Origin of the sequence: Streptomyces ureilyticus (genome assembly GCF_011045025.1) — a bacterium.
Classification (GTDB): Bacteria; Actinomycetota; Actinomycetes; order Streptomycetales; family Streptomycetaceae; genus Streptomyces; species Streptomyces ureilyticus.
On record NZ_JAAKZX010000017.1, the window covers coordinates 1 to 25,481 of the forward strand.

The 25,481-nt window shown below is 68.9% G+C and carries 21 protein-coding genes and 1 pseudogene; 10 read left to right on the forward strand and 12 right to left on the reverse strand.

Features of this window, described 5'->3' with window-relative positions:
- The first annotated feature begins 934 nt into the window (after positions 1 to 934).
- The 3 genes and pseudogenes from G6048_RS08140 to G6048_RS08150 all read left to right on the forward strand — a co-directional run bounded on the left by G6048_RS08140 (position 935) and on the right by G6048_RS08150 (position 4,329).
- A complete protein-coding gene (locus G6048_RS08140; protein ID WP_165338771.1) occupies positions 935 to 1,870 on the forward strand; it encodes a dihydropteroate synthase in 936 nt (311 codons plus the stop codon).
- A gap of 150 nt (positions 1,871 to 2,020) precedes the next feature.
- Positions 2,021 to 2,771: pseudogene (locus G6048_RS08145) on the forward strand (transposase family protein).
- Between the two features lie 340 nt (positions 2,772 to 3,111).
- A complete protein-coding gene (locus G6048_RS08150) occupies positions 3,112 to 4,329 on the forward strand; it encodes a DUF6236 family protein (protein WP_165338772.1) in 1,218 nt (405 codons plus the stop codon).
- A 125-nt stretch (positions 4,330 to 4,454) separates the two neighbouring features.
- Here the strand turns inward: G6048_RS08150 and G6048_RS08155 are convergent, their stop codons facing one another.
- The 3 genes from G6048_RS08155 to G6048_RS08165 form a co-directional block, all read right to left on the reverse strand.
- Positions 4,455 to 4,787, reverse strand: coding sequence for a hypothetical protein (locus G6048_RS08155; RefSeq protein ID WP_165338773.1), 333 nt, complete (start codon positions 4,785 to 4,787; stop codon positions 4,455 to 4,457).
- A 502-nt stretch (positions 4,788 to 5,289) separates the two neighbouring features.
- Positions 5,290 to 5,967, reverse strand: a complete 678-nt coding sequence (locus G6048_RS08160; protein ID WP_165338774.1) for a response regulator — start codon at positions 5,965 to 5,967, stop codon at positions 5,290 to 5,292.
- Positions 5,964 to 7,169: a sensor histidine kinase gene (locus G6048_RS08165; RefSeq protein WP_165338775.1), complete on the reverse strand. Its 1,206-nt coding sequence runs from the start codon at positions 7,167 to 7,169 to the stop codon at positions 5,964 to 5,966. The genes G6048_RS08160 and G6048_RS08165 overlap by 4 nt, the downstream gene beginning before the upstream one ends.
- A gap of 472 nt (positions 7,170 to 7,641) precedes the next feature.
- On the opposite strand from G6048_RS08165, the gene G6048_RS08170 reads away from it, so the two are divergent.
- A complete protein-coding gene (locus tag G6048_RS08170) occupies positions 7,642 to 9,837 on the forward strand; it encodes an MMPL family transporter (RefSeq protein ID WP_165338776.1) in 2,196 nt (731 codons plus the stop codon).
- 33 nt (positions 9,838 to 9,870) lie between these two features.
- Here the strand turns inward: G6048_RS08170 and G6048_RS08175 are convergent, their stop codons facing one another.
- The 6 genes from G6048_RS08175 to G6048_RS08200 form a co-directional block, all read right to left on the reverse strand.
- Positions 9,871 to 11,820, reverse strand: coding sequence for a DUF2264 domain-containing protein (locus G6048_RS08175; protein WP_165338777.1), 1,950 nt, complete (start codon positions 11,818 to 11,820; stop codon positions 9,871 to 9,873).
- Between the two features lie 43 nt (positions 11,821 to 11,863).
- On the reverse strand, positions 11,864 to 12,844 hold the full coding sequence (locus tag G6048_RS08180) for a hydroxyacid dehydrogenase (protein ID WP_165338840.1): 981 nt from the start codon (positions 12,842 to 12,844) through the stop codon (positions 11,864 to 11,866).
- An 83-nt stretch (positions 12,845 to 12,927) separates the two neighbouring features.
- Entirely contained in the window at positions 12,928 to 13,797 is an 870-nt protein-coding gene (locus tag G6048_RS08185) for a carbohydrate ABC transporter permease (RefSeq protein WP_165338778.1), read from the reverse strand.
- Complete coding sequence (locus G6048_RS08190; protein ID WP_165338779.1) at positions 13,794 to 14,771, reverse strand: carbohydrate ABC transporter permease; 978 nt, start codon at positions 14,769 to 14,771, stop codon at positions 13,794 to 13,796. Before G6048_RS08190 ends, G6048_RS08185 begins: the two co-directional genes overlap by 4 nt.
- A gap of 8 nt (positions 14,772 to 14,779) precedes the next feature.
- Positions 14,780 to 16,090, reverse strand: a complete 1,311-nt coding sequence (locus G6048_RS08195) for an ABC transporter substrate-binding protein (protein WP_165338780.1) — start codon at positions 16,088 to 16,090, stop codon at positions 14,780 to 14,782.
- A 172-nt stretch (positions 16,091 to 16,262) separates the two neighbouring features.
- On the reverse strand, positions 16,263 to 17,378 hold the full coding sequence (locus tag G6048_RS08200; RefSeq protein ID WP_165338781.1) for a LacI family DNA-binding transcriptional regulator: 1,116 nt from the start codon (positions 17,376 to 17,378) through the stop codon (positions 16,263 to 16,265).
- 246 nt (positions 17,379 to 17,624) lie between these two features.
- On the opposite strand from G6048_RS08200, the gene G6048_RS08205 reads away from it, so the two are divergent.
- The 6 genes from G6048_RS08205 (at position 17,625) to G6048_RS08230 (ending at position 22,277) form a co-directional block, all read left to right on the forward strand.
- Positions 17,625 to 18,776 carry an acyl-CoA dehydrogenase family protein gene (locus G6048_RS08205; RefSeq protein WP_165338782.1) on the forward strand — a complete coding sequence of 384 codons (1,152 nt, stop codon included), beginning with the start codon at positions 17,625 to 17,627 and terminating at the stop codon, positions 18,774 to 18,776.
- A 435-nt stretch (positions 18,777 to 19,211) separates the two neighbouring features.
- Positions 19,212 to 19,607, forward strand: a complete 396-nt coding sequence (locus G6048_RS08210; RefSeq protein ID WP_235989539.1) for a TetR/AcrR family transcriptional regulator C-terminal domain-containing protein — start codon at positions 19,212 to 19,214, stop codon at positions 19,605 to 19,607.
- Between the two features lie 122 nt (positions 19,608 to 19,729).
- Complete coding sequence (locus G6048_RS08215) at positions 19,730 to 20,599, forward strand: alpha/beta fold hydrolase (protein ID WP_165338783.1); 870 nt, start codon at positions 19,730 to 19,732, stop codon at positions 20,597 to 20,599.
- A 142-nt stretch (positions 20,600 to 20,741) separates the two neighbouring features.
- A complete protein-coding gene (locus G6048_RS08220) occupies positions 20,742 to 20,978 on the forward strand; it encodes a hypothetical protein (RefSeq protein WP_165338784.1) in 237 nt (78 codons plus the stop codon).
- Positions 20,978 to 21,361, forward strand: a complete 384-nt coding sequence (locus tag G6048_RS08225; RefSeq protein ID WP_165338785.1) for a toxin Doc — start codon at positions 20,978 to 20,980, stop codon at positions 21,359 to 21,361. The genes G6048_RS08220 and G6048_RS08225 overlap by 1 nt, the downstream gene beginning before the upstream one ends.
- 103 nt (positions 21,362 to 21,464) lie before the next feature.
- The gene (locus tag G6048_RS08230) at positions 21,465 to 22,277 is read left to right on the forward strand and encodes an SAM-dependent methyltransferase (protein WP_165338786.1); all 813 of its coding nucleotides are present in this window, start codon (positions 21,465 to 21,467) and stop codon (positions 22,275 to 22,277) included.
- 19 nt (positions 22,278 to 22,296) lie between these two features.
- Here the strand turns inward: G6048_RS08230 and G6048_RS08235 are convergent, their stop codons facing one another.
- From G6048_RS08235 to G6048_RS08245, 3 genes are read right to left on the reverse strand one after another with little or no spacing between them, the layout of a single operon-like run.
- Positions 22,297 to 23,106, reverse strand: coding sequence for a creatininase family protein (locus G6048_RS08235; protein WP_165338787.1), 810 nt, complete (start codon positions 23,104 to 23,106; stop codon positions 22,297 to 22,299).
- Entirely contained in the window at positions 23,103 to 24,104 is a 1,002-nt protein-coding gene (locus G6048_RS08240) for an aldo/keto reductase (protein WP_165338788.1), read from the reverse strand. Before G6048_RS08240 ends, G6048_RS08235 begins: the two co-directional genes overlap by 4 nt.
- A gap of 16 nt (positions 24,105 to 24,120) precedes the next feature.
- On the reverse strand, positions 24,121 to 25,479 hold the full coding sequence (locus tag G6048_RS08245) for an NAD(P)/FAD-dependent oxidoreductase (RefSeq protein ID WP_206341327.1): 1,359 nt from the start codon (positions 25,477 to 25,479) through the stop codon (positions 24,121 to 24,123).
- Positions 25,480 to 25,481: the final 2 nt, after the last annotated feature.

Consider the following 25,481-nt stretch of genomic DNA (forward strand, 5'->3'; position numbering starts at 1 on the left):
CCCCCATCCCGGGGGCCCCACCCCCCGTAGTCCCAGAAGTCTCGCCGGAGGCGTCGCCCACCGGCCGGGTCGCTGTCTTTTCGGTCACAGGGAAAAGGCGTCGCATGCCGTGCAGTGTGGCACGGCCCTTACTGATCGTTTCAGAATGAGGTGTGGGGCTCGTCAGGCTGCTTCAGCCATTGAGGCGATGCAGGATCTGATTTGGGATCATCGCCCGGCAATACATCTACCGGGGAACGTGGTAAGCGACAACGTCCTGGTCAAACAGATCGGTGGCTACATCAAACTTTTAGTGCGAAAACGCGAAAACCCTCGCCTGGACCGCTACCGCAGACGAGATCCTCGCCAGCTCTGACTCGTCCAGACCAGTGTGAAGAGACTCGTCAATAGCAACTCGAAGTAGTGCAATTCAGAGTAAGAAGACACTAATCGGATTTGCGGCACCATTAGTCCAGGGCCGGGACCTGTGATCCCCTTAACGAATTGTTGCATCTTGGGGGAAGATATTGCATGTGCCGAACTAATTTGGTGCGGTGGATTCTTGACGCCGGATCCATCCCTGATGCATGCTCGACCAGCGCGCAGTTCTCTGGTCGGACCCACCAATTTCCGTCCGTGGGCCAAGTGGCGAAGATGTTTTCACTCGGCCCGCACCGGCAGCCCCGCGCCTCTCGCAGCCCTTCGCAGCCTTGCGAGTAACCTCACCCCCCTCGCCGAATGAACCAACAACGCCGCCATCCACGACCGCACCCCGACGCCGTACGCGAGTGATGAGCACGCATCATGCCTGACGGCTGGCTCATCCTGCCGACATAGGAATGTTGCATGGCTTGCCGAGACGGAATGCAGTGGATTGACTCGAAGCGATCTATATGTCCACCGGACAGGTATTTGCAGTGGCTCATGATCTGTATCCTATTGAGAGTGAGTTCGGATGATTTCCCTGACTGATTTGGTAGATTTAGCGCGGCGGTTTGAGAGTGACCTCTCCTTACCAGTCGACCTGCTTCGCGTGGGGAATCGGAAAATCGATGTCGACGCCACCCCTGCCATCATGGGATGTGTCAATCTTTCTCAGGACTCGACCTATCGAGAGAGCATCGCGACCTCAACTCATTCCGCTATCCGAAAAGGGCGCATTCTCGCGGCGCAAGGAGCCGATATCGTCGATATAGGCGCTGAGTCCAGCAATCCCCGTACTGTGCAGGTCACCATACGCGAGCAGATCTCCGCCTTGGTGCCAGTCGTGGAGGAACTTGCTTCGCAAGGCATCGTCGTTTCGATCGAGACCTACGAGCCTGCAGTTGCCCGATCGTGTCTGGAAGCTGGGGCGCTCGTCTTGAATTACTCCGGTGGGTTGGCGTCAGATGGTGACATATTTCCCATGGTAGCCGAACATCAGGCCACGATTATTCTGTGTTATGTCGAAGGGGAGAACTCTCGGGACGTCAGCGCAAAGGGTATCGACGAAGACCCCATTCCTGGGATGCTTGACTACTTTGATAGGCGCGTGGATCACGCTCGCTCGGTGGGAGTCGATCGAATCGTCATTGACCCTGGAATCGGCTTCTCCCATGAGAGATCTGTACCCGCCAATGTTCGCACTCATTATCAGGCCAGGGCCCTCCTCAATACATTCCGGTTGCGACGCATAGGTCTTCCAATCTGCCACGCCTTGCCGCATGCTTTCAGTCTCTTCGAGGATGAGTTCCGCACCGCCGAAGGCTTCTTTACGGTGTTGGCACACCTTGGAGGAACAGGCATTTACCGCACGCATGAAGTACCTAGGATCAGGGCGATACTAGGTGCTCTCCGGGCACTCGGCCCTCAAACGTTCAATCTGGACAAGGCCGAATCGACCGCCCAGTGAATTCGTTGAGGTTGAAGTCGGGTTGTCGTCGGCGTGAGTGAACTCTTTTTCCAACCTGCCAAGCCAGATGGGTAGTTGGGCTGACAGGCAGGTGAAACCCCTGGTAGATGGGTTTTCGACCAAGAGAACCTTCTCCACCAGGGGCTTAGTGTGCTTGTCTACCCGTCCGGCATCGACGTGTCCAGCTCCACCCTGCGCTTCCTTACCGCCCGGCTGCGGGCCCGGCGCCGCGAGCGCGGGACGCGCTGGCGCTGTGTGAGCGCGGGCCGCCAGGCCCTGCTCGCTCTCGCGCACCCGTGCTCCGGTCACACCTACGCCCAGCTCGCCGCCGGGTTCGGCGTCCGCACCACCGCCTTCCGGTACATGGCCGAGGCCGTCGACGTTCTGGCCGCCCTCGCGCCGAGCCTCTCCGAGGCGATGAAGACCGCCTCCACCAAAGCATTCGTGATGCTGGACAGCACCCTGCTCCCGATCGACCGGATCGCCGCCGACCGGCCCTTCTACTCCGGGAAACACGGGATGAACGTGCAAGTCCTCACCGATCCGGTGGGACGGCTGCTGTGGGCATCGCCCGCGCTGCCCGGAGCCGTCCACGACCTCAACGCCGCGCGGACCCACGGTGTCATCGACGCACTGGCGGAAGCTGGCGTGGTGTGCTGGGCCGCCAAGCTACCGGGGCGCCAGCGGCACCATACGCGTTCCCTTCTGGGGGCGCTGGGAGAAACTGTCTGCAGGTCAGCAGGCCGCCAACCGCTCACACGCGAGGATCCGCGCACTCGTCGAACAGGCCATGGCCACCCTCAAGACCTGGCGGCTCCTGCGCAGGCTGCGCTGCTCCACCACCCGTATCACCAGCCTCGTCCAGGCCATCCTCACCTTGCACCTGACCTGCTCAAACTGAGGTTGGTAAACGCTCAATGTCGTGATAATCCGCTTGAGACAGGAGAGTTTCGAGGTCCAGGTGGCTGGGTGACTTCAACGCTCGCACGAGTTTCGCACGGACCACTGACATGCCGGCCGCGTTTCTCCGTAGCCCGCTAGCCGTGGAACAGGGACTGGCGAAGGCCCGCAACCGGCGCATCCCGAGGACCGCGCAGCTGCGCCGCGAGATGCCGGCTCATGTTGGTCAGGCGACATCGCTACGCCGGCTGACTCCGAGATGTGGGATCGCCGTGTCCGGGAAAGAGATCCTGAGTACGGTCGGTGCCGGAGATCCCGCAGCAGACGCCCAAGGGGGAGCGGTGGCACCGCGTATCGGCCTGTACTTTCCGTACGTTCATATCCGGGACGCCGCTTGGGTCAAGGCCACCGCGCTGTACTGGCCGGCGCTGGCGCGCGTCGCCGCGGCCGAGTATCCGGTCCACGACTCCGACACCGTCCGCGCTCTCGCGGACGGACTCGACTTCATCCAGCAGCTGCCTCCGGGCCCGGCGGCCGAAGCGGTCGCCCCGCACTTCATCAACGTCATCCGCGAGCACCACGCCGAGCTGCACCGCTACCTTGGCGTGTCCCCCGAGGACATCGACGAGAGCGACCCGAGCGATCCGGAGTGGCGAGCGGTGAACCGTTACGGTCTCCCGGGGGAGATCTGGCGGCCGCGTGACGAGCGGACGTCCCTGGTCGAAGTGCACTGGGATGAGTTCGCTCCTGCCCTGCGCCAGGTGCTGCTCGACTCCCAGCTGGGCCTGAACACCCACCGCCCCACCCTCCTGTCCGGCGACGAGGAGTACGACTGGATGTCGGTGGACCCGAAGCTCGCCTGGGTCTACAAGTTGGCTTTGACGGAGGAGCTGGCCCGGCAGCACGGGCTGACGCCGATCACCGACAACCCCGCCTCCCAACAGCAGGTGCACGACTGGGATGAGGCGCGGATCTTCGCTGAGCTCTTCGATCACCACCCGCACGACTCAAGCCCGGTATCCGTGGTCGGAATGCTGACCGCACAGCTCCCGCTGCCCGAGGGTATCGCGGACGTACCCGTCGACATCATCATCAAGCTGCGCACCGACTACCAACCCGAGTTCGACCGCTTCGTCGACGCCCTCGACGCGGCCGCCGCCGAGCTGACCAGCTCCCTCCTGGAAGAACAGGGTCCGCAGATCGTCGCCCTCCACGTGGCGCATATCCGCCGGACGCACTTCGAACAGCCACTCAACGACCTCAAGGCCGCGATCAAAGGACTCAAGCTCGGCACGGGACTCGGGTTGATGAACCTGCAGACGCAACTGCCCGCCTTGGGAGCCATCGGCGGCGCGGCAGCGCAGTGGCCGGCCGTCACCGCCGCATCGATCGGCTTCGGCCTGGTCGGGCTCCACCACGTCACGGCCAAAGAACGCGACCGCATCCGGTCCGACTCGCCCGTCACCTACCTGCTCCAGGCCGAGAAGGTGGCCGACCCGCCCTCCTTCATCAACAGATGGACGATCGCAGGCGCCCGCGGTCTCGGCATCAACATCTAGTCGGCTCCAGCGGCTACTTGTAGCGCCAGGTCCGATGCACGCTTAGCACTTCCGTCTGCCACAACGCCTGTGCTTCGCCGCTGTCCCGAGGCACCGTGCGGCCGACGGCAGCGGCGACTCATCGATCACCCTGCGCCTGACCTGCTCAAACTGAGGTTGGAAACGCTCAGTGACAGCCCGGTTCTGACGAAGTAGTCGTCGATCAGGGCGGGGCGGTGCCGGATCGTATTCACGCCGTAAAGGTCTGGGCCAGGTGCTCTGGTGTGGTGAAGGCGGTGTTGGACAGCCAGCCGCGCCGCCGCAGCGACCGACCGCGAGCTGGGTCTTGCCGACGCCCACAGCCCGTGCACGACCAGCATCGCGACGTCGTTCGCCGAGGTGAGGCACTGCCGCAACCCCCGCAGCGTGGCGTCGCGGCCGGTGAAGTTGGTGTTGCGCGGCGGCAGCCGGTACGCCACGGTCGCGGCGCGGCGCGGCGCCTGCCCCAGCCCGACTCAATGCCAGGGGCATCAGGATGAGGAGCACCACCCACGGGTGGGCCCGCACAAAGTCGAGTGGCCCTGGCCGGACGCCGCGTTGAAGGCAAGGCTGCCGACGAACAGCACGAGCAAACCGGCCATCGCGCTGGCTAGCCTTCGCCACATGGTTCCCGATGACGGACGATGCGCTCAATCGGCCCACGGTTCACGCCCTACTCCCGGACGGCACCACCGTGTGCATCTGCCCGCTGGTGAGGGCCGATCACGAGCAGGTGCAGGGGTTCTACGAGGAGATGTCCCCGGAGAACCTGCGGCTGCGGTTCTTCGCCGCGAGCCGCCGGTTCCGGGGTATCGGGTCCTACTGGCCGCGATGCTGGGGCGGGTCATCAGCCTCGCCGACAGGAGAAGACGAGCTCTTGACAAGCAGTGCATCGAGCGCCTGTTGAGCGCCTACGACCAGCCGCCAGAACAGGGCCGTAGCTCAGTGGCCGACATCGTGGTCGCCCGCTTCGATGAGGCCGCTTTCGTAGGCGCAGATCACGATCTGGATGCGGTCACGCAGCCCGAGCTTGGTGAGGATGCTCGACACATGTGACTTGACGGTGGCGGCACCGATGACGAGCTGCTCGGCGATCTCCGCGTTGCTCGCGCCCCGGGCGACGGCGGTCATGATCTCGCGTTCGCGGCCGGTGAGCCGTTCCAGGCGGGCTGCGACGGCGGTGTTGACGGTACGGCGCTGTGTGAATCGGTCGATGAAGCGTCGGGTGATCGAGGGGGCCAGCAGCGTTCCGCCTTCGGCCACGGTGCGTACGGCGGTGGCCAGTTGTTCGGGGGGAATGTCCTTGAGTACGAAGGCACTGGCGCCGGCGCGCAGCGCCTCGTAGACGTACTCGTCCGGGTCGAACGTGGTCAGGATCAGTACGCGGGGGCCCCAGTCGGCCTCCTGAAGGATCCGGGAGGTCGCTTCCAGGCCGTCCATCTCGGGCATGCGGATGTCCATGAGGATCACGTCCGGGCGGTGCCGGCGTGCCGCCTCGAGCGCCTCGAGGCCGGTGCCCGCCTCGGCCACGACCTCGATGTCGTGATGGACCCGGAGAATCATGGTGAAGCCCCGCCGTACCAGCGCCTGGTCGTCGGCCACGACGACGCGGATGCTCACGTGGGCTCCCCCTTGACGGGCAGACGGGCGGTGAGCCGGAATCCGCCGCCAGGACGCGGCTGGGCGTCGAGGCTTCCGCCGAGCAGATGGGCTCTTTCCCGCATGCCGACGATGCCGTGGCCGGGCGGCCCCTTGTGTGCGGTCGGCACAGTCTGGACGGCGGCGCCGTGACCGTCGTCGAGCACCTCGATGGTGAGGCCGTCGCCTTCGTCGCGCAGATGCACGTGGGTGTGGGTGCGTGGTCCGCTGTGTTTGAGCACGTTGGTCAGGGCCTCCTGGACGATGCGGTACGCCGAGAGGTCGACGCGGGCCGGAAGAGGGTCCCGGATGCCGTTGGTGACCGAGACGTCAAGGCCCGCCTCGCGGACCTCGGCCACGAGGCGGGGCAGATCGGCCAGACCCGGCTGGGGCCCCAGACCGTCGCGCTCGGAGTCCGGCCGCAACACTCCCAGCAGGTGCCGTAGTTCGTCCAGCGCCTGGCGTCCCGCCTCCTCCACCGCCGCCATCGCCTCCAGGGCGCCCTGCGGATCCTCGGCGGCCACCATCCGGGCCGCGCCGGCCTGCACCGTCATCATGCTCACCCGGTGGGCGACCACGTCGTGCAGCTCACGGGCGATGTGGGTGCGCTCCTCGGCCACGATCCGCCGCGCCTCGGCGGCCCGCTCCTGGACGAGCCGGGCGGCCCGCCAGGCACGCAGCCGCAGGCGCCGGCCGAGATACCAGGCGCCGGACATGACGAGGACGCCGAAGAGGTCCCCCGAGGGAGTGTCGAGGAGAAGGCCGTCGATGACGAGGCCGGCGACGGCCGCGACGACGGCGAGCGGGCCCCACCGCTGGTCGTCGGCGTGCCGCCCGACGCTGTACAGCGCGACGATCACCAGGAGGCCCAGCGTGGAATAGCTGCTTCCCAGCGTCGGCGCCCACATGGCCAGCACCACGTACGCGACCGCGACCGGCCGCGTACGGCGGACGTAGATCGCCGCACCGGCCACCGCGCAGAGCAGCAGGGCGGGGTGGAAGATGCCGGTGGCCGGGCGGACGGCCATCGAATCTCCCGCGGCCTCCTCGAGGAGCGCCACCCACAGGAACAGCGCCACCGCGAGGACGGCGTCCGCGCCGCGCGGCCAGCGCGTGAACGGGCCGCGGAACCTGCGCGGCACGCTCCGGCCCGGCATCTCGGCATGCGGCGCCCTGCGGTCCATCGTCGCTCCAACAAGAGGCGTCCGGTGCCCTGGTGGGACGGTGCAGGTCATCGGGACGCACCGGGCACGTCATCGTAAATCCGGCTCGCAGGCACCGTCACCCGCCTGGGGACGGATACGGTCTCCGCCGCCGGCAGGAGGCGCCGCACGGTTCTCCCCGCCGCGCGCCGGAGAACCGAACCCGCCGTGCGGCGGGAGACGGCACCGCTGCCGTCTCCCAGGATGGGACTGCTCACTCCTGCTGCCGCCGAACGCCGATCAGGTGTGGCCGGTCGGCAGCCAACCACCGGAGCCCGTCCGGCAGTTGATGCCGGTCGGCTAACCCAACCACGGGACTCCAGTCGGCAGTTGTGACCTGTCGGCAGTCCAACCACGGAAGCCCGCCCGGCAGTTGTCGCCGGTCGGCGACCCAACCACCGGAGCTCAGCCGACACGTGCCGTCAGCCGGCACCCGTCCCTCAGGAGCACCACCATGAACCACGTCACGCGCCGCATCGGCGACGCGAGTGCCCGCCGGCCATGGGTGACCATCGCCTCCTGGCTGGCCGCCCTGGTCCTCGTGCTGCCTCTGGCCGGCCTGGCCGGTGGCTCGTTCGTCGACGACCTCGTCGCTCCCGGCAGCCAGAGCGAGGAGGCGATGGAACTCCTCGAAGAGCGCTTCCCCGAAGCGTCCGGCGGCAACGCCATGGCGGTGTTCGCCGCGCCGGAAGGGGAGCGGATCGATCGCCACCGGCCCGCCATTGAGGCGGCGGTCGCCCGGATCGCCGAGGTCGAGCACATCACTACGGTCACCGATCCCTTCACCGCCGGCACGGTCTCGCCCGACGGACGGATCGGCTACGCCCAAGTCACCTTCGACGTACCGACGATGGAGGTGAGTCCCGAGCAGATCGATGCCCTGGGCGGCGCGATCGAACCCGTACGCGGCGACGGTGTCGTCGCCGAACTCGGCGGCGACACCGTCTTCATCAACGCCGAGACGCCGACTTCGGGCGCGGAGGCGGCGGGTCTGCTGGCCGCCCTGGTCATCCTGGTGGTCGCGTTCGGCACGATCGTGTCCGCGCTGGTCCCGATCGCGCTCGCCCTCGTCGCCGTCGCCGCCGGACTGGGCGGCATCACGCTGCTGGCCCATGCGATGGACGTCTCCACCGCCGCCCCCACGATCGGCGCGATGATCGGCCTGGGCGTCGGCATCGACTACGCCCTGTTCATCATGGCCCGCTACCGCGAGAACCGCGCCGCCGGCCAGGACAACTCCAACGCGCTCTCGAACGCCATGGGTTCGTCGGGCGCGGCGGTCCTGTTCGCCGGCGGCACCGTCGTCGTGGCGATGACCGCGCTCGCATTGACCGGCCTGGGCTTTCTGACCTCGATCGGTCTGAGCACCTCACTGGTCGTGCTGTTCGCCGTGGCGACCGCCCTGACGCTGCTGCCCGCACTGCTGTCCCTGCTGGGGGACCGCATCCACAAGGGCCGGCGCCGGAGCTTCCGTACGCGCCGGGTGAAGAACCCCGACAACCCCGACACCCCAGAGAACCTCAAGAACCCCGAGAACACGGCATGGTGGCGGTTCGCCCACCGCGTCTCCGGCCGGCCGTGGCCGTACCTGCTCGCCGCGTCCGCGGCGCTGTTGGCACTGGCGCTCCCGGCGCTGCGTATGGAGACGGGCTTCCCCGACGCGGGCAACGACGCCACCAGCACGACCCACCGCCGCGCCTACGACCTGCTGGCGGAGGGCTTCGGCCCCGGTTTCAACGCCCCGCTGCTGATCGTCGCCGACCTGCGCAGTCCCGGCGTGGACGCCGAGGGCATCCCCGGGCTGTCCCGCCGCCTCGCCGACGACCCCGGCATCGCGTCGGTCGGCGAGCCCCAGATCTCCGCGGCGGGGGACACCGTCGTCCTGCCCACGCTCCCCACCACCGCCCCCGCGGACGCCGCGACCTCCGACACCCTCGAACGCATCCGCGACGTCGTCCCCGACAACGTCGCCGTGTCCGGCCTGACCGCCATGACCGACGACCTCACCCGCCAACTCGCCGACACACTCCCGGTGTTCATTGCCGCGATCATCATGGTGTCGTTCCTGCTGCTGATGCTGGTGTTCCGCTCCATCGTGGTACCGCTGAAGGCCGCCGTGATGAACCTGCTGTCCATCGGCGGCGCGTACGGCGTCGTCGTGGCCGTCTTCCAATGGGGCTGGCTCGGGGAGCTGTTCAACCTCGACGAAACCCTGCCGATCGCCTCACCCATGCCGACGATCTTCTTCGCCGTTCTCTTCGGCCTGTCCATGGACTACGAGGTGTTCCTGCTCTCGCGCGTCCGAGAGGAGTACGACGCCACGGGTGACCCCAAGGAGTCGGTGGCCCGCGGCATGGCGGTCACAGGTCGCGTCATCACCTCCGCCGCGCTGATCATGACGGTGGTCTTCCTCAGCTTCGTCGTGAACCCCTCACCGCTCGTCAAGATGATGGGCCTGGGGCTGGCGACGGCCGTCGTGCTCGACGCCACGCTCGTCCGGATGGTGCTCGTACCCGCGGCCATGGCGTTGCTGGGCCGCGCGGCCTGGTGGCTGCCCGGTCCTCTCGACCGCCGACTGCCCCGCTTCGGCACGGAGGTCGCGGCTGTCCCAACCTCGCCCGAACCCGTGCTTGCCCCCAACCGTCAGTGACACGGAGCACCGATGACGAAATGCGGCCTGGCGTCACGCCGGCAACTCGGTGACCGTGGGGAGCGTGAGCACGCCGTCGCCGAAGTCCACGACCGTACGGGTCCCTTCGGCCCAACTCACGGTGACGGTCAGGCCGTTCACCTCGGCGGTGGCCTGCCCGGCGAGCGGTGCAGCGTCGCCTTCGCCGGTGAGGGAGGCGAGCGCGGCGAACACCGTGTCCGCCGGGTCCCCGCCGACCCTTCCAGTGAGTTCGGGGACCAGGGCCCATTGGCCGTACGCCGTGCCCTGTGGGGCGCGGACGGTGCGCTGCGTCTGCCAGCCGTGCAGGCCGAGCAGTTGACTGGTCACCTCCGGTCCGGCGAGACGTAGCTCCGCGGCCTGCTGGGTCTCCGCTTCGGCGGCGGCCTCCGGTGACAGGGCGACGGCCCAGCCGCTGTGGTGGATCGGTGTCCCGGCCGGTACGCCGACGGTGCGGTGGACGCGCAGTTCGAGGTTGCCGCGCGCCAGCGTCAGGCTCTCGATCCGGACCGAGGGCAGGACCGGGCCGTCCTCGGGGAAGACCGGCCGGTGCCAGGAGGCGAGCCAATTCGGGCCTGCGGCAAGGGGGTTGATGCGGATACGGGCGCTGCGGGAGCCGCGTACCTGGAGCGCTATGTGGTTGTCGGGGGTGTTGGCGGCACTGGTCGGGCCGGTGCGGGTGGAGTACGCGAGGCGGGCGTAGAGCGGGTTGCCGGGGGCCCGCTCCGGCTCCCCCGAGAGGAGTTTGTAGCTGCCGTGGTTGTGGAGGCGTACGAGACCGTCCCGGCCCGTGGTCTGGATGAGCAGTCCGGGGGAGGGCAGGGCCAGTGCGCGGTCGGGGCCCTCGGAGGGGGCTTTCTCCTCGGTGGCCGTCCATACCGGGTCCTCCGGCGGGAGGAGCAATCCCAAGAAGCCTTTGGACGCCCAGTACGGGGAACCGGGCCCCGAATAGCGCTGGAGCGTCGCCTCGTGCGGCCCGTACCAGCCGAGGCTGAGGATGCCGTCGTCGGTGAGTGCGCCGCGGTCGAGGAAGTGGCGCAGCGCGCCGCTGAGGATGCGGCGGGTGGCGCCGGGGGCCAGTGGCGTCACGCCGGTGAGGGCGCCGAGGGCCACGGCGGCGACCGCCGCGAAGCGGTACGTCAGGGAGCGGCCGTGGTGGATGGGGGCGCCGTTCGCGTCGAAGAGCAGGGCGAAGCCGTCGAGGAACTCCCGTAGTCGCGGGCCGAGTTGGTCGAGCAGCGCCTGGTCGCCGGCGAGGTGTGCGTGGAGGAGCGGGTACATGTGCAGGGCCCAGCCGTTGTAGTGGTCGAAGGCCCGGCCGTCGCCGTCGGAGTACCAGCCCTGCCCCTGGTACCAGCCCTCCAGCAGACCGAGCCCGCGCTCGATCGCGCCGCGCGTCTCGGCGTCGCCCCGCCCGGCGGACTCCAGGAAGCCCGCGACGGTCAGCGGGAACAGGTACCAGTTGTTGGGAGCGGGCGTGTGCCGCAGCGCGCCGCGCAGCCACTCCTCGACGCGGTCCTGGTCGTCGGCGGGCAGCGCATCCCAGGTCCACGGCGCGGTCAGCCGCAGGGCCAGCGCCACGGACGCGGACTCCACCATGGGCTGGCCGTGGATGCCGTGGTGGCCGATCACCGGCCAGGACTCCAAGTCACCGCGGCCGGGCGTGCGGGTGCCGCGCGCGAGCCCGGCCGTGTAGCGCTCCAGGAAGCCGTGCGGGTCCTTGCCGGACGCTCCGGCGGTACGGAACGCCGCCAGCAGGAACGTACGGGCGAAACCTTCAAGACCGTCCGAGCGCACCCCCGACTTCGAGGGCGGGCCCGGCAGGTCGATCAGGGCCTGGCCGGGGGTGGCGTAGCGGAGGACGGCCGCGAGCAGCCGGTCGGCGGTGGCCTCCCAGTGGGCGCGGGTGTACCCGGTGTAGGGGCTCAGGGTGCGGTCTTCGGCGGGCAGCGGATGCTCTGACACTCCAGCCACGTCTCCTGTTCATTTCCGGCTCCGGCGGACGCGCTCAGGCGAGCCGGGCCAGATGTTCGGGCCGTACGGGATGGGCGAACGGGCGGCCGAGGGCGTACGACTCGACCTCGGCCAGCGCCAGATCGGCGAGGCGGCGCAGCTCGCCGCCCTTCGAACCGGCGATGTGCGGGGTGACCAGGACGTTGGGGCAGTCGAACAGCGGTGAGTCGGCGGGCAGCACCTCCGGCTCGGTGACGTCCAGGATCGCGTTCAGCCGCCCGGAGACCACCTCACGGGTGAGCGCGGTCTGGTCGAGGACGGCGCCGCGGGCGGTGTTGATCAGCGTGCCGCCGGTACGCAGTCGCGCCAGCAGGTCGCGGCCGACCATGCCGCGGGTCTCGGGCAGCAGCGGCGTATGCACACTGACGACGTCGCTCTGCTCGAACAGCTCCGGAAGCGCGACCGGCTGCGCTCCGAGCGCACGCGCCTCGGTGGGCGTGACGTAGGGGTCGTGGAGCAGCACCGTCAGGTCGTGCGGGCGGAGCAGGTCGATGACGCGGCGTCCGATGATCGAGGCGCTCAAAATGCCAACGGTTTTACGGTAGTTGCCCGCGTCGGGATGGCGTTCGTTCCAGTCGACGCGGCGGCGCTCGGTGCGGTAGACGCGGGCGGTGTCCAGGACCCGCTTGTTGGCGAGCAGGATCATGGCGAGGGTGTACTCGGCGACCGGCACGGCGTTGGCCGCGGCGGCCGACGATACCGCGAGGCCGCGCTCCCAGCAGGCGGGGGTGATGTGGTGGCGTACGGTGCCGGCGGTGTGCACGACCGCGCGCAGCCGGGGCGCGGCGTCCAGGGCCGCCGCGTCGAGGGGCGGGCAGCCCCAGCCCGTGATGAGCAGTTCGGCGTCGGCGAGCGCGCGGTGCGCGGTGGGGGTGGTGAGGTCGTCCAGGACGAGGTGCGGGTCGATGTCGGTGAGGGCGGCGAGGCGGGTCCATACATCGGTGTCGAGGACCTGTTCCGCGGTCTTCTTCGCCATGGCCAGTACGGCGCGCGGTCGGGGCCGGGGGCCGGGATCGGTGACTTGGGGTTCCGTACGGTGCAACTGGCGCTCCCTGCTGGTCACTTGACGCTTCCCGCGGTCAGTCCGGACTTCCAGTAACGCTGCAGCGCGACGAACGTGACGATCAGCGGGACGACGGCGAGCAGCGAGCCGATGACGACGAGCGGGTAGTACTCGGGGGAGACGGTGGCGGAGCTGTTCCAGGTGTAGAGGCCGAGGCTGAGCGGATACAGGTGCTGGTCGGACAGCATCACCATGGGCAGGAAGAAGTTGTTCCAGATCGCGGTCAGCTGGAAGAGGAAGACGGTGACGAAACCGGGGCCGAGCATGCGCAGGCTGACGCGTATGTACGTCTGCAGTTCGCCCGCGCCGTCCACGCGGGAGGCCTCCAGCACCTCGTTGGGTACGTAGCCGCTGCTGAGGATGCGGGCGAGGTAGACGCCGAAGGGGTTGAACAGGACGGGGATGAAGACCGCCCAGAAGGTGTTGACCAGGCCGATGCCGGAGGCCACCAGGTACAGCGGGAGGGCCAGCACGGTCTGCGGGACCATGACGCCGGTGAGGACGAGCCCGAACAGCTTCTCCTTGTGCCGGAACTCGTACTTGTCGAAGGCGTACCCGGCACTGACGCTGATCAGCGAGCCGACGAGGGCGCCCACGACCGCGTACAGCAGGCTGTTGAGGTACCACTCGCCGTAGAGGCCGCCGTCCATGGCGAACAGGTCGGAGAGGTTCTGGGCGAAGGAGAAGTCGCTGAGGGAGAAGATGTCCGAGCCGAAGAGGGCGTCGGCGTTCTTGGTGGAGGCGAAGAGCAGCCACAGGGCGGGCAGCAGGGTGTAGAGGGTGGCGATCAGGACGACGGCGTTGACGACCGTACGGCTCGTGAGTCTGCTCGTGGCGATCCTGCCAGGGGTGGTGGTCGTGGTCATCGAGCGCTCCGATCCCTGCGGCCGGCCCAGCGCGTCACCGCGTACGACAGGGCGCAGGTGACGATGAGGAGGATGACGGAGGCCGCGGAGGCCAGTCCGTAGTTGTTGCGGCGGAAGGCCGCGTCGTAGATGTACATGTTCAGCGTGAAGCGGGAGTTGACCATCGGCGTGGCCTGGTTCATCAGCATCGGCTCGGTGAACAGCTGGAGCGCGGCGATCAGGGAGAACATGCACACCATGAGGACGGAGCTCCTGATGATGGGCACCTTGACCAGCAGCGCCGTACGCACACCGCCCGCGCCGTCGATACGGGCCGCCTCCAGCACCTCGCGCGGGAGGGCCTGCAGCGCCGCGTAGAAAATCACCATGTTGTAGCCGAGGCCGCTCCACAGCGCGATGTTGACGATCGACGGCAGCACGGTGTGCAGTCCGAGGAAGTCGATGGTGATGTCGGCCTGGGCGAAGAGCTTGATGACCGGGCTGAGGCCGGGGGTGTAGAGGTACAGCCAGATCACGGCGGCGATGATGCCCGGCACGGCGTGCGGCAGGTACAGCAGCATCTGCGCGGTGCGGCGCAGCCGGATCAGGCCCGAGTCGAGCAGCAGGGCCAGCGCGAGGGCGCCGATGACCACGGCCGGGACGAAGATCACGCAGTAGAGGGCGACGCTGCCGAACCCGGCGAGGAAGCTCGGGTCGCTCAACACCGCGATATAGCTGCGCAGTCCGGTGAAGACGGTCTCCCCGCCGCCGAAGCCGAGGCCGTCGTGGTCCTCGGAGAAGAAGCTGAGGCCGATGGCGTAGCCGACGGGGACGAGGAACACGGCGACGAGCAGCGCCGTGAACGGGGCGAGCAGTGCGACGGTGGCGAGTGTCTGCTGCCGGCGTCCGGCGCGGCGGGTGCGGACGGGGCTCGCGGCAGGCGGTGCTGTGCCCGTCCGCTTGCCCCGCTTTCCTGGGGTTATCACTGTGCTCACGGCGCACCTCAGTGGGTAGTGACCGACAGGCCGAGGCTCTTCAGGTCGGGCAGGGTCTTGCTCTGCGCTTCGCGGAGGGCGTCCAGGACGGTGCCGCTGCCCGCACCGGCCCGCGCGAGTCCGTCGTCGCCGGAGCTGATCGTCGACACCATGCGCGGCCCCCACTTCCAGCGGGGGTCGATCAGCTCGGCTTCCTTCTCGAAGAGACCGAAGATGTCCTGGCCCGAGAAGTAACTGGTGTCCATCTCCTTGCGGGCCACCGGCACCAGGTCGGGCACGGACGGATACGCGCTGCTGATGCCGCTGGAGAGCTTGGCGCGCAGCGCGTCCGCGCTGGTGACCATCCAGGAGATGAACTCGAGTGCTTCCTCAGGGTGGTTGCTGTCCTTGGTGACCATGAAGGTCGAGCCGCCCTGGGTGCCGAGAACCGGCTTCTTCGGGTCCCACTGCGGCAGGGGCGCGATGGCCCATTTGCCCTTGCCGCCCGGTGTGGAGGCCATCATCGAGCCCGCCGCCCAGGCGCCCGCCAGCCAGCCCGCCGTCTCACCGCTCTGCAGATGCGCTCGCCACTGCTGGCTGGACGCGGGCTCGACACGCACCAGGTCGTCGTCCAGCAGGCGCTGCCAGTACGCGGTGACCTTGCGGGTCGGGGCGTCGTCCATGGAGATACGCCACGTCTCGCCGGAGGTGTCGTACCACCGTGCGCCGGCCTGCCAGCAGTAGCTGGCCATGTAGAGCGTGCCGTTGGTGGTAAAGAGGCTGGCGATACGGGAACGGGGCTGGGCCTCCTTGAGCTTGCGGGCCGAACTCTCGAACTCGGCCCAGGTCTTGGGAACGGGGATGTCGTGCTCGGTGAACAGGTCCTTGCGGTACAGGAAGACCATCGGCTCGATGTCGACCGGCACGGCGTAGGTGCGCTCGTCGAAGGTGGTGAGGTCCATCGCCTGCGGCATGATTCGCCGGCGTACGGACTCGGGCAGCAGGGTGGTGATGTCCCGGGGCACGCCGTCGATGGCGAAACCGGGCAGCTGGGGGTACTCGATGGTGGCGACATCGGGGGCGTTGCCGGCCCGCGCGGCGTTGCTGAGCTTGGCCCAGCCTCCCTGGTCGCCCGAAGGGACCTGCTCGAAGTCGACCTGGATCTTGGTGTGGGTGCGGTTGTACTCGTCCACCATCTCCTGGCTGCCGCGCAGCGGTGACCAGAAGCTGAGGCGAACCGGCCCGCTCTCGGCGGTGTCGCTGCCGCTGGAGGCGGTGCAGCCCGCCAGCAGCAGGGTGAAGATCATGAGCAGTACCGCCGGGCGTCCTCGACCAGGCATGGGCCCTCCCGCGTCCTTGCTGGGGTTAGGGGCATCCTGATCGCTGACAGAAAAAAGCGTCAATACATCGAACAGAAGAAACTGAAACGGTCAAACGCTCATTCGTGTTCGGGGAGCCTCCCGGCGGGCCGCTGGGCCGCTGGGTCGCCGTCCGCGCCGCCCGGCCACTGCTTCAACCGCTCGACCGCGGACCGGTCGGGGACGCGGGCGCGACGGCCGTGGACTCCCTGATCACCAGGCCCGGCAGCAGCTCCAGATGACGGGTGGCACCGGGACGCAGGCCGTCGCGCGCCGCGTCGAGCCGGCGCAGCAGCAGGTCGATCCCGGTCCGGCCGAGCTCCGCCTTGGGCGGGGCGACCGCCGTCAGCGGGACGGGCCCCATGTCGGCGACCACGTCGTTGTACGCGACCACCGAGCAGCGTCCCGGCACATCGATCCCCGCGGCCTGCAGCCGCTGCACCAGCACCAGAGCGTCCCGGTCGCTGTGGATCAGCACCGCCGTCGCGCCGCTGTCACCCACGACCTCGGCCAGATCCTCCGCCCGTGGGTCCGACGCGCTCGGGTCCGGCCCCGCGGTACGCGAGCTGAGGATCGTACGGCAGTCCTCGGCCAGCCCTCGTGCGGCGGTCTGCGCGGCGAACTCGGCGCGGATCACGCGCGCGGTGGGGCTGTCGTCGCGCGCCGCCAGTACGATCCGCCGGTGCCCGAGGCGGACCAGGTGCCCGAGCGCCAGATGCACCCCGTACGCGTGGTCCGAACGCACGCAGTCCAGCGAGTAGATCGCACTGGTCCGCGCCGGACGCCGCTCCACCAGCACCGTGGGCACATCCAGGGCGGACAGCCACGAGTGGTCCGCCTCGGCCTCGGCCTGTGTGCGCCAGTGCGGCGACAGCAGTAGCCCGCGCGCCCCCGCGTCCAGCGCCTGGCGCACCGCCTCCCGCTCCGCCCCGCCCTCGTCGGCGGCGAGGTGCAGGGCGAGCCGCAGGCCGGCCTTCTCCGCGGCCTCCCGCGCGCCCTGCACGGCCTCGGTGAGGTAGGTGTTGCGCTCGGAAACGATCATGGCGACCGCGTCGCCCCCCGCTGCGCTCTCCTCGGGCACCGGCCGCAGCGAACGCGCCACCCCGTGCCCGCGGCGCACTTCTCCGCGCTGCGCCAGCTCCTCGACGTCCCGGCGCACGGTGACGACGGAAACGCCGAGTTCGTCGGCGAGATCGGTGATCCGCGCGACACCCCGGCCCCGCACCACCTCCGCGATCCGGTCCTGCCGCTTCTGCGCCGACTCCCGCATGTCCCCACCGCTCCGTCCGCGTCGGCCGCGCGGCCCGGGCGTGAGCGCGCGGCGGCTTGCGCGATCGTATTCGCGCGATGCGGCCATGATAGCGATCAATCGATCAGGTGGGGTGGGGTAGTACTGGGACCGGCTCGGGGCGGTCCTGGTCTCGGAGCCGCGCCATGTCCGCCGGCATCAGCATCCGCTAACATAAAATAATTAGATAGATGAATCGGCGATTTAATGGAGCTGCTAGGAGTGGCCGTGGACTTCGGGCTGACCGACGAGCAGGACCTGTTGCGCGCGACGGCACGGCAGTTCGTCGCGGACGTCTGCCCCGCCGAGCGGGCGAAGGAGTGGGACGAGGGCGGAGTCGTACCGCCCGAGTTGTTCGCCGGGATGGCCGAACTCGGCTGGTTCTCTTTGCCGTTCGCCGAGGACGAAGGCGGTGACGGCGGCGGACCGCTGGAGCTCGTCCTGATCGCCGAGGAGCTCGGGCGGGCCAGTTTCGACGTGGCCATGTGCTACATCGGCGTACTCATCCCGGGCATTACCGTGTTCCGCTGGGGAAACGAGGAACAGCGCCGCTTCATCCGCGACCGCGTCATGACCGGACGCCACCGGCTCGCCGTCGGCCTCAGCGAACCGGACAGCGGCTCCGACGCCGCGGCGCTGCGCACCACCGCGGAGGACCACGGCGACCATTTCCTCGTACGCGGCCAGAAGGCCTGGTGCACGGGCGCCGGGCTGCCGGACACCACCATCGCGACGTACGTGCGTACGGGCCCTCGTGAGCCCAAGCACGGCGGTATCAGCCTGCTGCTCGTCGACCCAGCGACCGAGGGGGTCGAGGTGCGGCGGACGCCGACCCTGGCCCGGCACATCCTCGGTACCAACGAGGTCTTCTTCAACGATGCCCTGGTACCGAAGGAGAATCTGGTCGGCCCGCGGGACGAGGGCTGGAAGGTCATGCTCTCCAACATCGAGCTGGAGAAGGTGATCATCAGTGGCGGCTATCTGGGCGCCGCCCAGGCCACGTTGGACGAGATGCTGGAGTACGCGCGAACCCGGCACGCCTTCGGCCGCCCGATCGGCAACTTCCAGTCGCTCGCCCACGCCATGGCCGACCTGCAGACCGAGATCGACTCCGCCCGCCTGCTCGCGTACCGCGCGGCATGGCTGCTGGCCCAGGGCAAGCCCTGCACCAGGGAGGGCTCGATGGCCAAGCTCAAGGGCTCGGAGACGTACGTGGCCGCCGCACGACTGGGCATGCAGGTCTGCGCGGGGCACGGCTTCTCGACGGAGAGCGTGATGAGCTTCCGCTACCGCGAATCCATCGTCGCCACGATCTCCGGCGGCACGAGCCAGATCCAGCGGAACGGGATAGCCCGGAGCATGGGCCTGCGGTCCTACTGAGTGCGGGCCGACTTCGTGCTGATCTCGAGCTGAGTTCGAGTTCCCACCGACGCCCGCCCTTGTCCTGGACGTCACCCGGCCGTCAACGCGCGCCGCGATCCTGTGGCGATGGACATGACGGCACTGGCCGCACGCTGCTCGAGCCCATCCCGGCCCACCGCACCGCCGGTATCGAGGTGCTCCGGGCCGCCGACGGCATGGCCGAGGTCGCGCTGGAGGCCCCCAAGGAGCTGACGAACGTCATCGGTTCACTGCATTCCAGCGGCCTCATCGCCCTGATCGACGCGGTCGGGCTGGCCGCGATCATCGCCACGAGCGAGGCGAACGAAGAGATGGAGGACGTCGTCCCCCTGGGCGCGGCGGCTTCCCTGGAGTTCCTGGCCCCCGCCCGAGGCCGCATCCTGGCCACCTGCCGCGTCTCAGCGGACGCTCTCGATGCGCCGGGTCCTGTCCCGGCACCGCTGGGCGATCGGTCTGATGGAATCGCGGGCCTCACCCGGGCCGGAGACGCTGCGGCATCACGATGCCGTCCTCGGATGCCTTCGCAAGGCCGGTTTCTCCGTCGCGCTGACCGCGCACGCGTACTCGGCCCTCGACAGCTACATCTACGGGTTCGCCCTCCAGGAACGCGACTTGCCCTTCGACACGCCCGACAAGACCGCGGAGCTGGCGCAGGCCATCCTGGCGCAGGTCCCGGCCGACCAGTACCCACACCTGGCCGAACTGACCACCGAGCACATCCTCAGCCCCGGCTACGACTGCAGCAACGAATTCGAATTCGGCCTCGACCTGATCCTCGACGGACTCCAGAGGGCCGGACAGGCCACGTGACCGGCGTCTCCAGGTGGGGAGGGCGGCCCAGCGCCGCTGCGCGACGCCGTCTTGCGCCAAGGCCGTCGAGGCTGCGGGCACGGGGCCGATGAGTTTCCGATGGGGACGGGGTCTACACGGTTATGACTGCACACAAGCTCGAGACCCCCGAGGTCGACCTCGTCTACGACGTCCACGGCCCGCTGCCGACGGCCGACGGACGCCCACCGCTGGTCATGATCGGCCAGCCCATGGACGCCAGTGGCTTCCGCGCGTTGGCGTCGCACCTCCCCGACCGCACCGTGATCACCTACGACCCGCGCGGCCTTGGCCGTAGTACCCGCAAGGACGGCCGCGTCGACCACGTACCCCAGACCCAGGCGGCCGACGTGCACGCCGTCATCCAGGCGCTCGGCGCGGGCCCGGTCGAAATGTTCGCGAGCAGCGGCGGTGCGGTGACCGCGCTCGCCCTCGTGGCGGCCTACCCCGAGGACGTGACCACCCTGGTGGCGCACGAGCCGCCGCTCATTGAGGTGCTCCCCGACGCCAAGGCCGCCGAGTGCGCCCGGGCCGGCTTCCGGGACGCGTACCAGGAGAAGGGCTGGGGTGCCGGCATGGCGGCGTTCATCGCGATGACGTCGTGGGAGGGCGAGTTCACCGACGACTACTTCGCCCAGCCCGCGCCGGATCCCGCCGCCTTCGGGATGCCGGCCGAGGATGACGGCTCTCGTGACGATCCGCTGCTGTCCGACCGGTCCTGGGCGGTCAGCAGCTACCAGCCCGACGTCGACGCGCTCACTGCCGCGCCGACCCGGATCGTGATCGCCGTGGGCGAGGAGTCCCAGGACACCTTCACCGGACGCACCTCGGTGGCGACGGCCGAGCTGCTCGGTCAGCAGGCAACGGTGTTCCCGAGCCACCACGGCGGCTTCGTCGACGGCGAGTTCGGCTACCCCGGGCAGCCCGAGGCCTTCGCACACAAGCTGCGCGAGGTCCTCGACAACGCCGGCTGACGATCGTCCTGCAGTAATCCGCCGCCCTGACGGATCGGCGCAGGGGGCCGTGCGTTCGTCCAGAAGCCGTGTGGTGACTCCGTCCGCGGCCGACGGAGTCACCAGTTCACACGGGCGGCACCTACTAGGTACCATCCGGTGTATGCCATCCCTGAACGTGTCCTTCACCGACGAGGAGCTCGAGGGCGTGCGCGTGGCCGCCGCGGCCGAGGGCAAGAGCCTCAAGCAGTACCTGCACGACCTCGGCGTCCGCGAGATGCAGCGCCAGCGGTTCGTCGCCGGAGCCACCGCATGGGCCGACAGGCTGCGCGGTGAGTTCGACGAGGCATTCCCCGACGAGGTGCCGCCCTCCGAACGCGACGGGGCCGCAGCCGCCTGATGCCGCCCATCCTCTACATCGACGTCCCCTGGCTTCTGGACGTCCAGGAGGCCGCCCTCGGGCACGAGGACATGACGGTTTCCGACTACTCCGCGCTCGTCGCGGCCGTCGGGCGCCACAAGACCAAGCTGCCGACGCTCCAAGCCTCCGACCCGGACGCCGCATGGCGTGCGGCCGCACTGATGCACACGCTCGTGCGCCTTGAGCCGCTTCCGCACCGCAACAGCCTGTTTGCGGCGTTCGTCACCGCGCAGTACATGGGCCAGTCCGGTGAGGGCATCGACCCGCCCTACGGCGCCCTGTCCGACCTCGTACGCAAAATCCGCGACACCCGCCTCAGCGTCCACGCAGTCGCCGACCAACTGCGCTCCTGGAGACTGTGATCAGCCCAGGTTCGCCGTGCGGGGCTGAACTCGCTGAGATGCAGGGGCCGTTGCGGCTAGGTTGGGTGAGAGCCACTGGACGCGCAGCAGGGGGATGTTCTCCATGGGGGACGACGACTCAGCACGGCAGGTAGGGGCCAGGATCGATACGTCAGTGCCGCACTCGGCGCGGATCTGGAATTACTGGGTGGGGGGCAAGGACAACTACGAGGTCGACCGCGAGGCGGGGGACCAGGTGAAGGCGGTGTTCCCGGGCATCGTCGACGACGCCCGTCACACCCGGGCATTCCTGGCGCGTGTGGTCCGCTATCTGGCGGGCGAGGCGGGCATCCGGCAGTTCCTGGACATCGGCACGGGCCTGCCGACCGCCGACAACACGCACGAGATCGCCCAGCGGGTGGCGCCGGAGTCACGGATCGTCTACGTCGACAATGATCCCCTCGTACTGAGGCACGCCCAGGCGCTGCTGACCAGCACCCCCGAGGGCGTCTGCGACTACATCGATGCCGACGTACGAAACCCGGACCTGATCCTGGCCGAAGCCGCCAAGACGCTGGATTTCCGCCGCCCCATCGGGCTGATGATGCTGGGGATTCTGGGCAACGTCCCTGACTACCAAGAGGCGCGAGCCGCCCTGAAGCGCCTGCTGGACGCCCTGCCCTCCGGCAGCTACCTCGTGGTCAACGACGGCACCACCACCGACCAGAAACGGAGCGAGGCCGTCCGCCAGTTCAACGAGAACAGCGGCAGCCCGCATCCCTACACCAACCGAAGCCCAGAACAGATCACCGAGTACTTCCGCGGGCTGGACCTCGTGGAGCCCGGAGTGGTGCCCACCTCCATGTGGCGGCCCGACCCCAGCCCGTGGCCGGCCGGCGACGTAGCGGTGCTGTGTGGTGTGGGTCGTAAGAGCTGAGTAGGGTCGGGGACGGGAGTCACTCCCGAAGGGTGCACCATTCGTCGGAGCGGGCGGCGACGCGCTGCCAGACCTCCTCGGCCTCCTCGAAGGACATGAAGGGGGCGTCGGCTTCGGGAAGTGGCTGGCACCCGTCCACGATCACCTTGATCGCGTCGAGGCTGGCCTCGATGATGGCCCGGCCCTCGTTCTCGCTGGCGAGATGGGCGTCGTCGCCCTGGGCGAAGCGGCCGAGGGGTGTGGTGTTGCGGTCGTCCAGGCGGGTGAGGTCGACCAGTTCCGGGCGGACATACATGAGTTGGGAGATCTCGTAGCGGCCTGCGTGGTCGCCTTCGAACTGGCCCATGACCAGTTCAGGGTCGCTGACCGCGGTGATCGGAATGTCGCGGGCGCGGCGGAACTCCTCGACCGCCAGCCGCAGATCGGGCTGGTTGGCGTTGTGGCCCGTCAGAATCACGGCGGCGCGGAAGCCCGCGTTGACGAACGCCCGGAGCTGGTGGACCAGCAGGCGCAGGACCACATCGGGCGGGAGGCTTCCCATGCGCGGGTTGACGTCGCCCATCACTTCCTTGAGCCACGGCCGGTGGTAGCCGGTCTCGTGGATCTGGTACGTCTGCGTCGGCGCGACGATGCCGCCGAACCGGCGCGCCGCCTCATCGCACAGGTAGACGGCCTTGTGGGTGTCCAGGCCGAATGCGGCGACGTGGCCGTGCGGCTCGCACAGGCCCATCGGCATGTAGACCAGGGGTAGTTGGGCCAGGCGCTCTTCGAACTCGCGCGGCAGCAGGTCTTCCCAGCGGACTGTGTCCGGCGGTGTGCTGGTCGTCATCGGTACTCCCCAAAGATCTTGGTTTCGTTGAAGTTCTTGATGAAGCGGTGCTTGAAGCGCAGCAACTCGTGGATCTCGGCGGGGAGTTCGGGCTCTTCCAACGCCGCGATGTTCGCCTCGCAGTACTCCCGGACCTGCATCGAGGAGATCGCCGTGGTCACGCCCTGCGCCTGGACGACGAACTTCAGGGCGAGCGCGGCGAGCGAGCCGGCGTACTGGGGCACGTACTGCCGTAGCTCGTCGACCTTCCGCAGGTAGACGGCGCGGGGCACGATGTCGTCGAAGTAGCCGTACCGGAAGTCGTCCTCGGCGAAGACGGTGTCCTCGGTGAGCGTGCCGGTCAGTCCGCCCTCGTCCAGGACGCAGCGCGCGATCACGGCGACGTCGTGCTCGACACAGGTCGGCAGGAGGTTGTCCAGGGCGATCGGGTCGAAGATGTTGATGATCGTCTGGACGGAGTCGATCAGGCCGGACTGCACCAACGGCAGCGCCATGTCGCTGCGGTGGTCCGGGATCGAGATCCCGATGTGGCGTACGAGTCCTTCCTGCTTGAGCTGTTGCAACTCGTCCATCCAGTGCCCGTTCACGCCCCAGGTGGGCCACCAGATGTGCAGCTGGAGGAGGTCGACGTGGTCGAGGCCGAGTTCGGTGAGCGAGCGCTGGGTGCTGGCGATGATGTGGCCGGGCGGGTGGGCGAGTTCGGGGTCTACGGGGGTGCCCCAGCCGCGCTGCCCGGAGAGGTTCTCGACTTTGGTGGCGACGAAGGGACGCGTTCCGGACCACTGGCTCAGTGCTTTGCCGACGATGCGTTCGGAGTTGCCGTAGGCCCGGGCGGTGTCGATGAAGTTGACGCCGCGGTCCAGGGCGTACAGCAGGCTGTCGATCCAGTGGGACTTCGAGTCGTCGGCGTTGCCGCCGAACCAGCCGGCGAGTCCCATGGCTCCGAAACCGAGTTTGCTGATCGGTTCGCCGGAGCGGGGGAAGGACGAGTGGTGCATGGAGGGTGTCTCCTGTTCAGCTCGGTGCCTGCCGCAGCAGGGTCTTGAGCGGTACGGCCGGGTCGGTCAGGGGTGCCGGGTCCGGGACCGCCCGGCGGGCGATGAGGATCTCGGCCAGGCTGATGTCCTTGGCCACGGCGTTGCCGGTGCCGACCGCTGCGGCGTACAGCAGCCGGCCGTCGTCCCCGAGGCCGAACCGGATGGTCACCCCGTCCGGACGGTCGCGTACGACTTCTCGCGCTGCGGCGTCGGGCAGTCCGGCGATCTGCAGAGTGAGGTCGAACTGGTCGGACCAGAACCACGGAACGGCGGCGAACGGCCGGCCGTCGCCCAGCATGTTCCGCGCCACCGCCCGGCCCTGGTCCTGGGCATTGCGCCAGGCCTCCAGGCGGATGCGGCGCCCGCCGTAGAGAGGGTGCGGAAAGGAGCAGCAGTCGCCGGCGGCGAAGATGTCGGGGTCGGAGGTGATGAGGCGGTCGTCCACCCGTACGCCGTTGTCGATGGCGAGGCCGGCCTTCTCCGCGAGCGCGGTCTCGGGTACGGCACCGACACCGGCGACGACGGTGTCGAAGGCCAGCGGCAACGCTTCCGAGGGGCGCGGGACTGTGTACGTGTGCGGCTCCGCCGCGGGGCCCGACCAGCCACGACGGTGCGGCAGACGTTGGACGGCAGGTCCCGGCGCTTCCCGCGGAGCGCCAAGCTCCAGCAACAGCGCGCCGTCCTGGCGCGTGAGCCGTTCCATCGCCAGCCCGCAGCGCAGATCGACACCGGCCTGTCGGTGCCGGTCGGCGACCGCGGTGGCGATGGCGGCCGGTACCGCCCGGCTCATCGGGCGCGGCGCCGCCTCGATCACGGTGACGGCACAGCCCCGCGCCGCAGCGGCCGCGGCCACCTCCAGGCCGATGAAACCGGCGCCGATCACGCCGATGCGCGCACCCGGCCGCAGCCGGTCCCGCAGGACGATCGCGTCCGCACGGCTGCGCAGATAGTGCACGCCGCCTGCTTCGATGCCGGCCACCGGCAGTCGCCGGGCACTCGCCCCCGTGGCCAACAGCAGCCGCTCGTACGGGATCCGGCGCCCGTCGGCGAGCACGGCCTCGTGACCTTCGCGGTCGACACCGGTGACGGTGGCTGCCGCGACGTACTCGATCCCGGCGTCCCGCAGCGCGCCGTCCTCGTACAGCGCCGGGGGCTCGACGTTTCCTTCGGACCCGGTGAGCACGTACTTGGACAACGGCGGGCGCTCGTACGGCCGCGAGTGCTCCGCGCCCACCAGAGTGATCGGGCCGTTCCAGCCCGCCTCACGCAGCTCGAACGCGGCCCGCGTACCGCACTCACCGGCCCCGACGACCACCATCCCCGGTGCGGCACCCACGG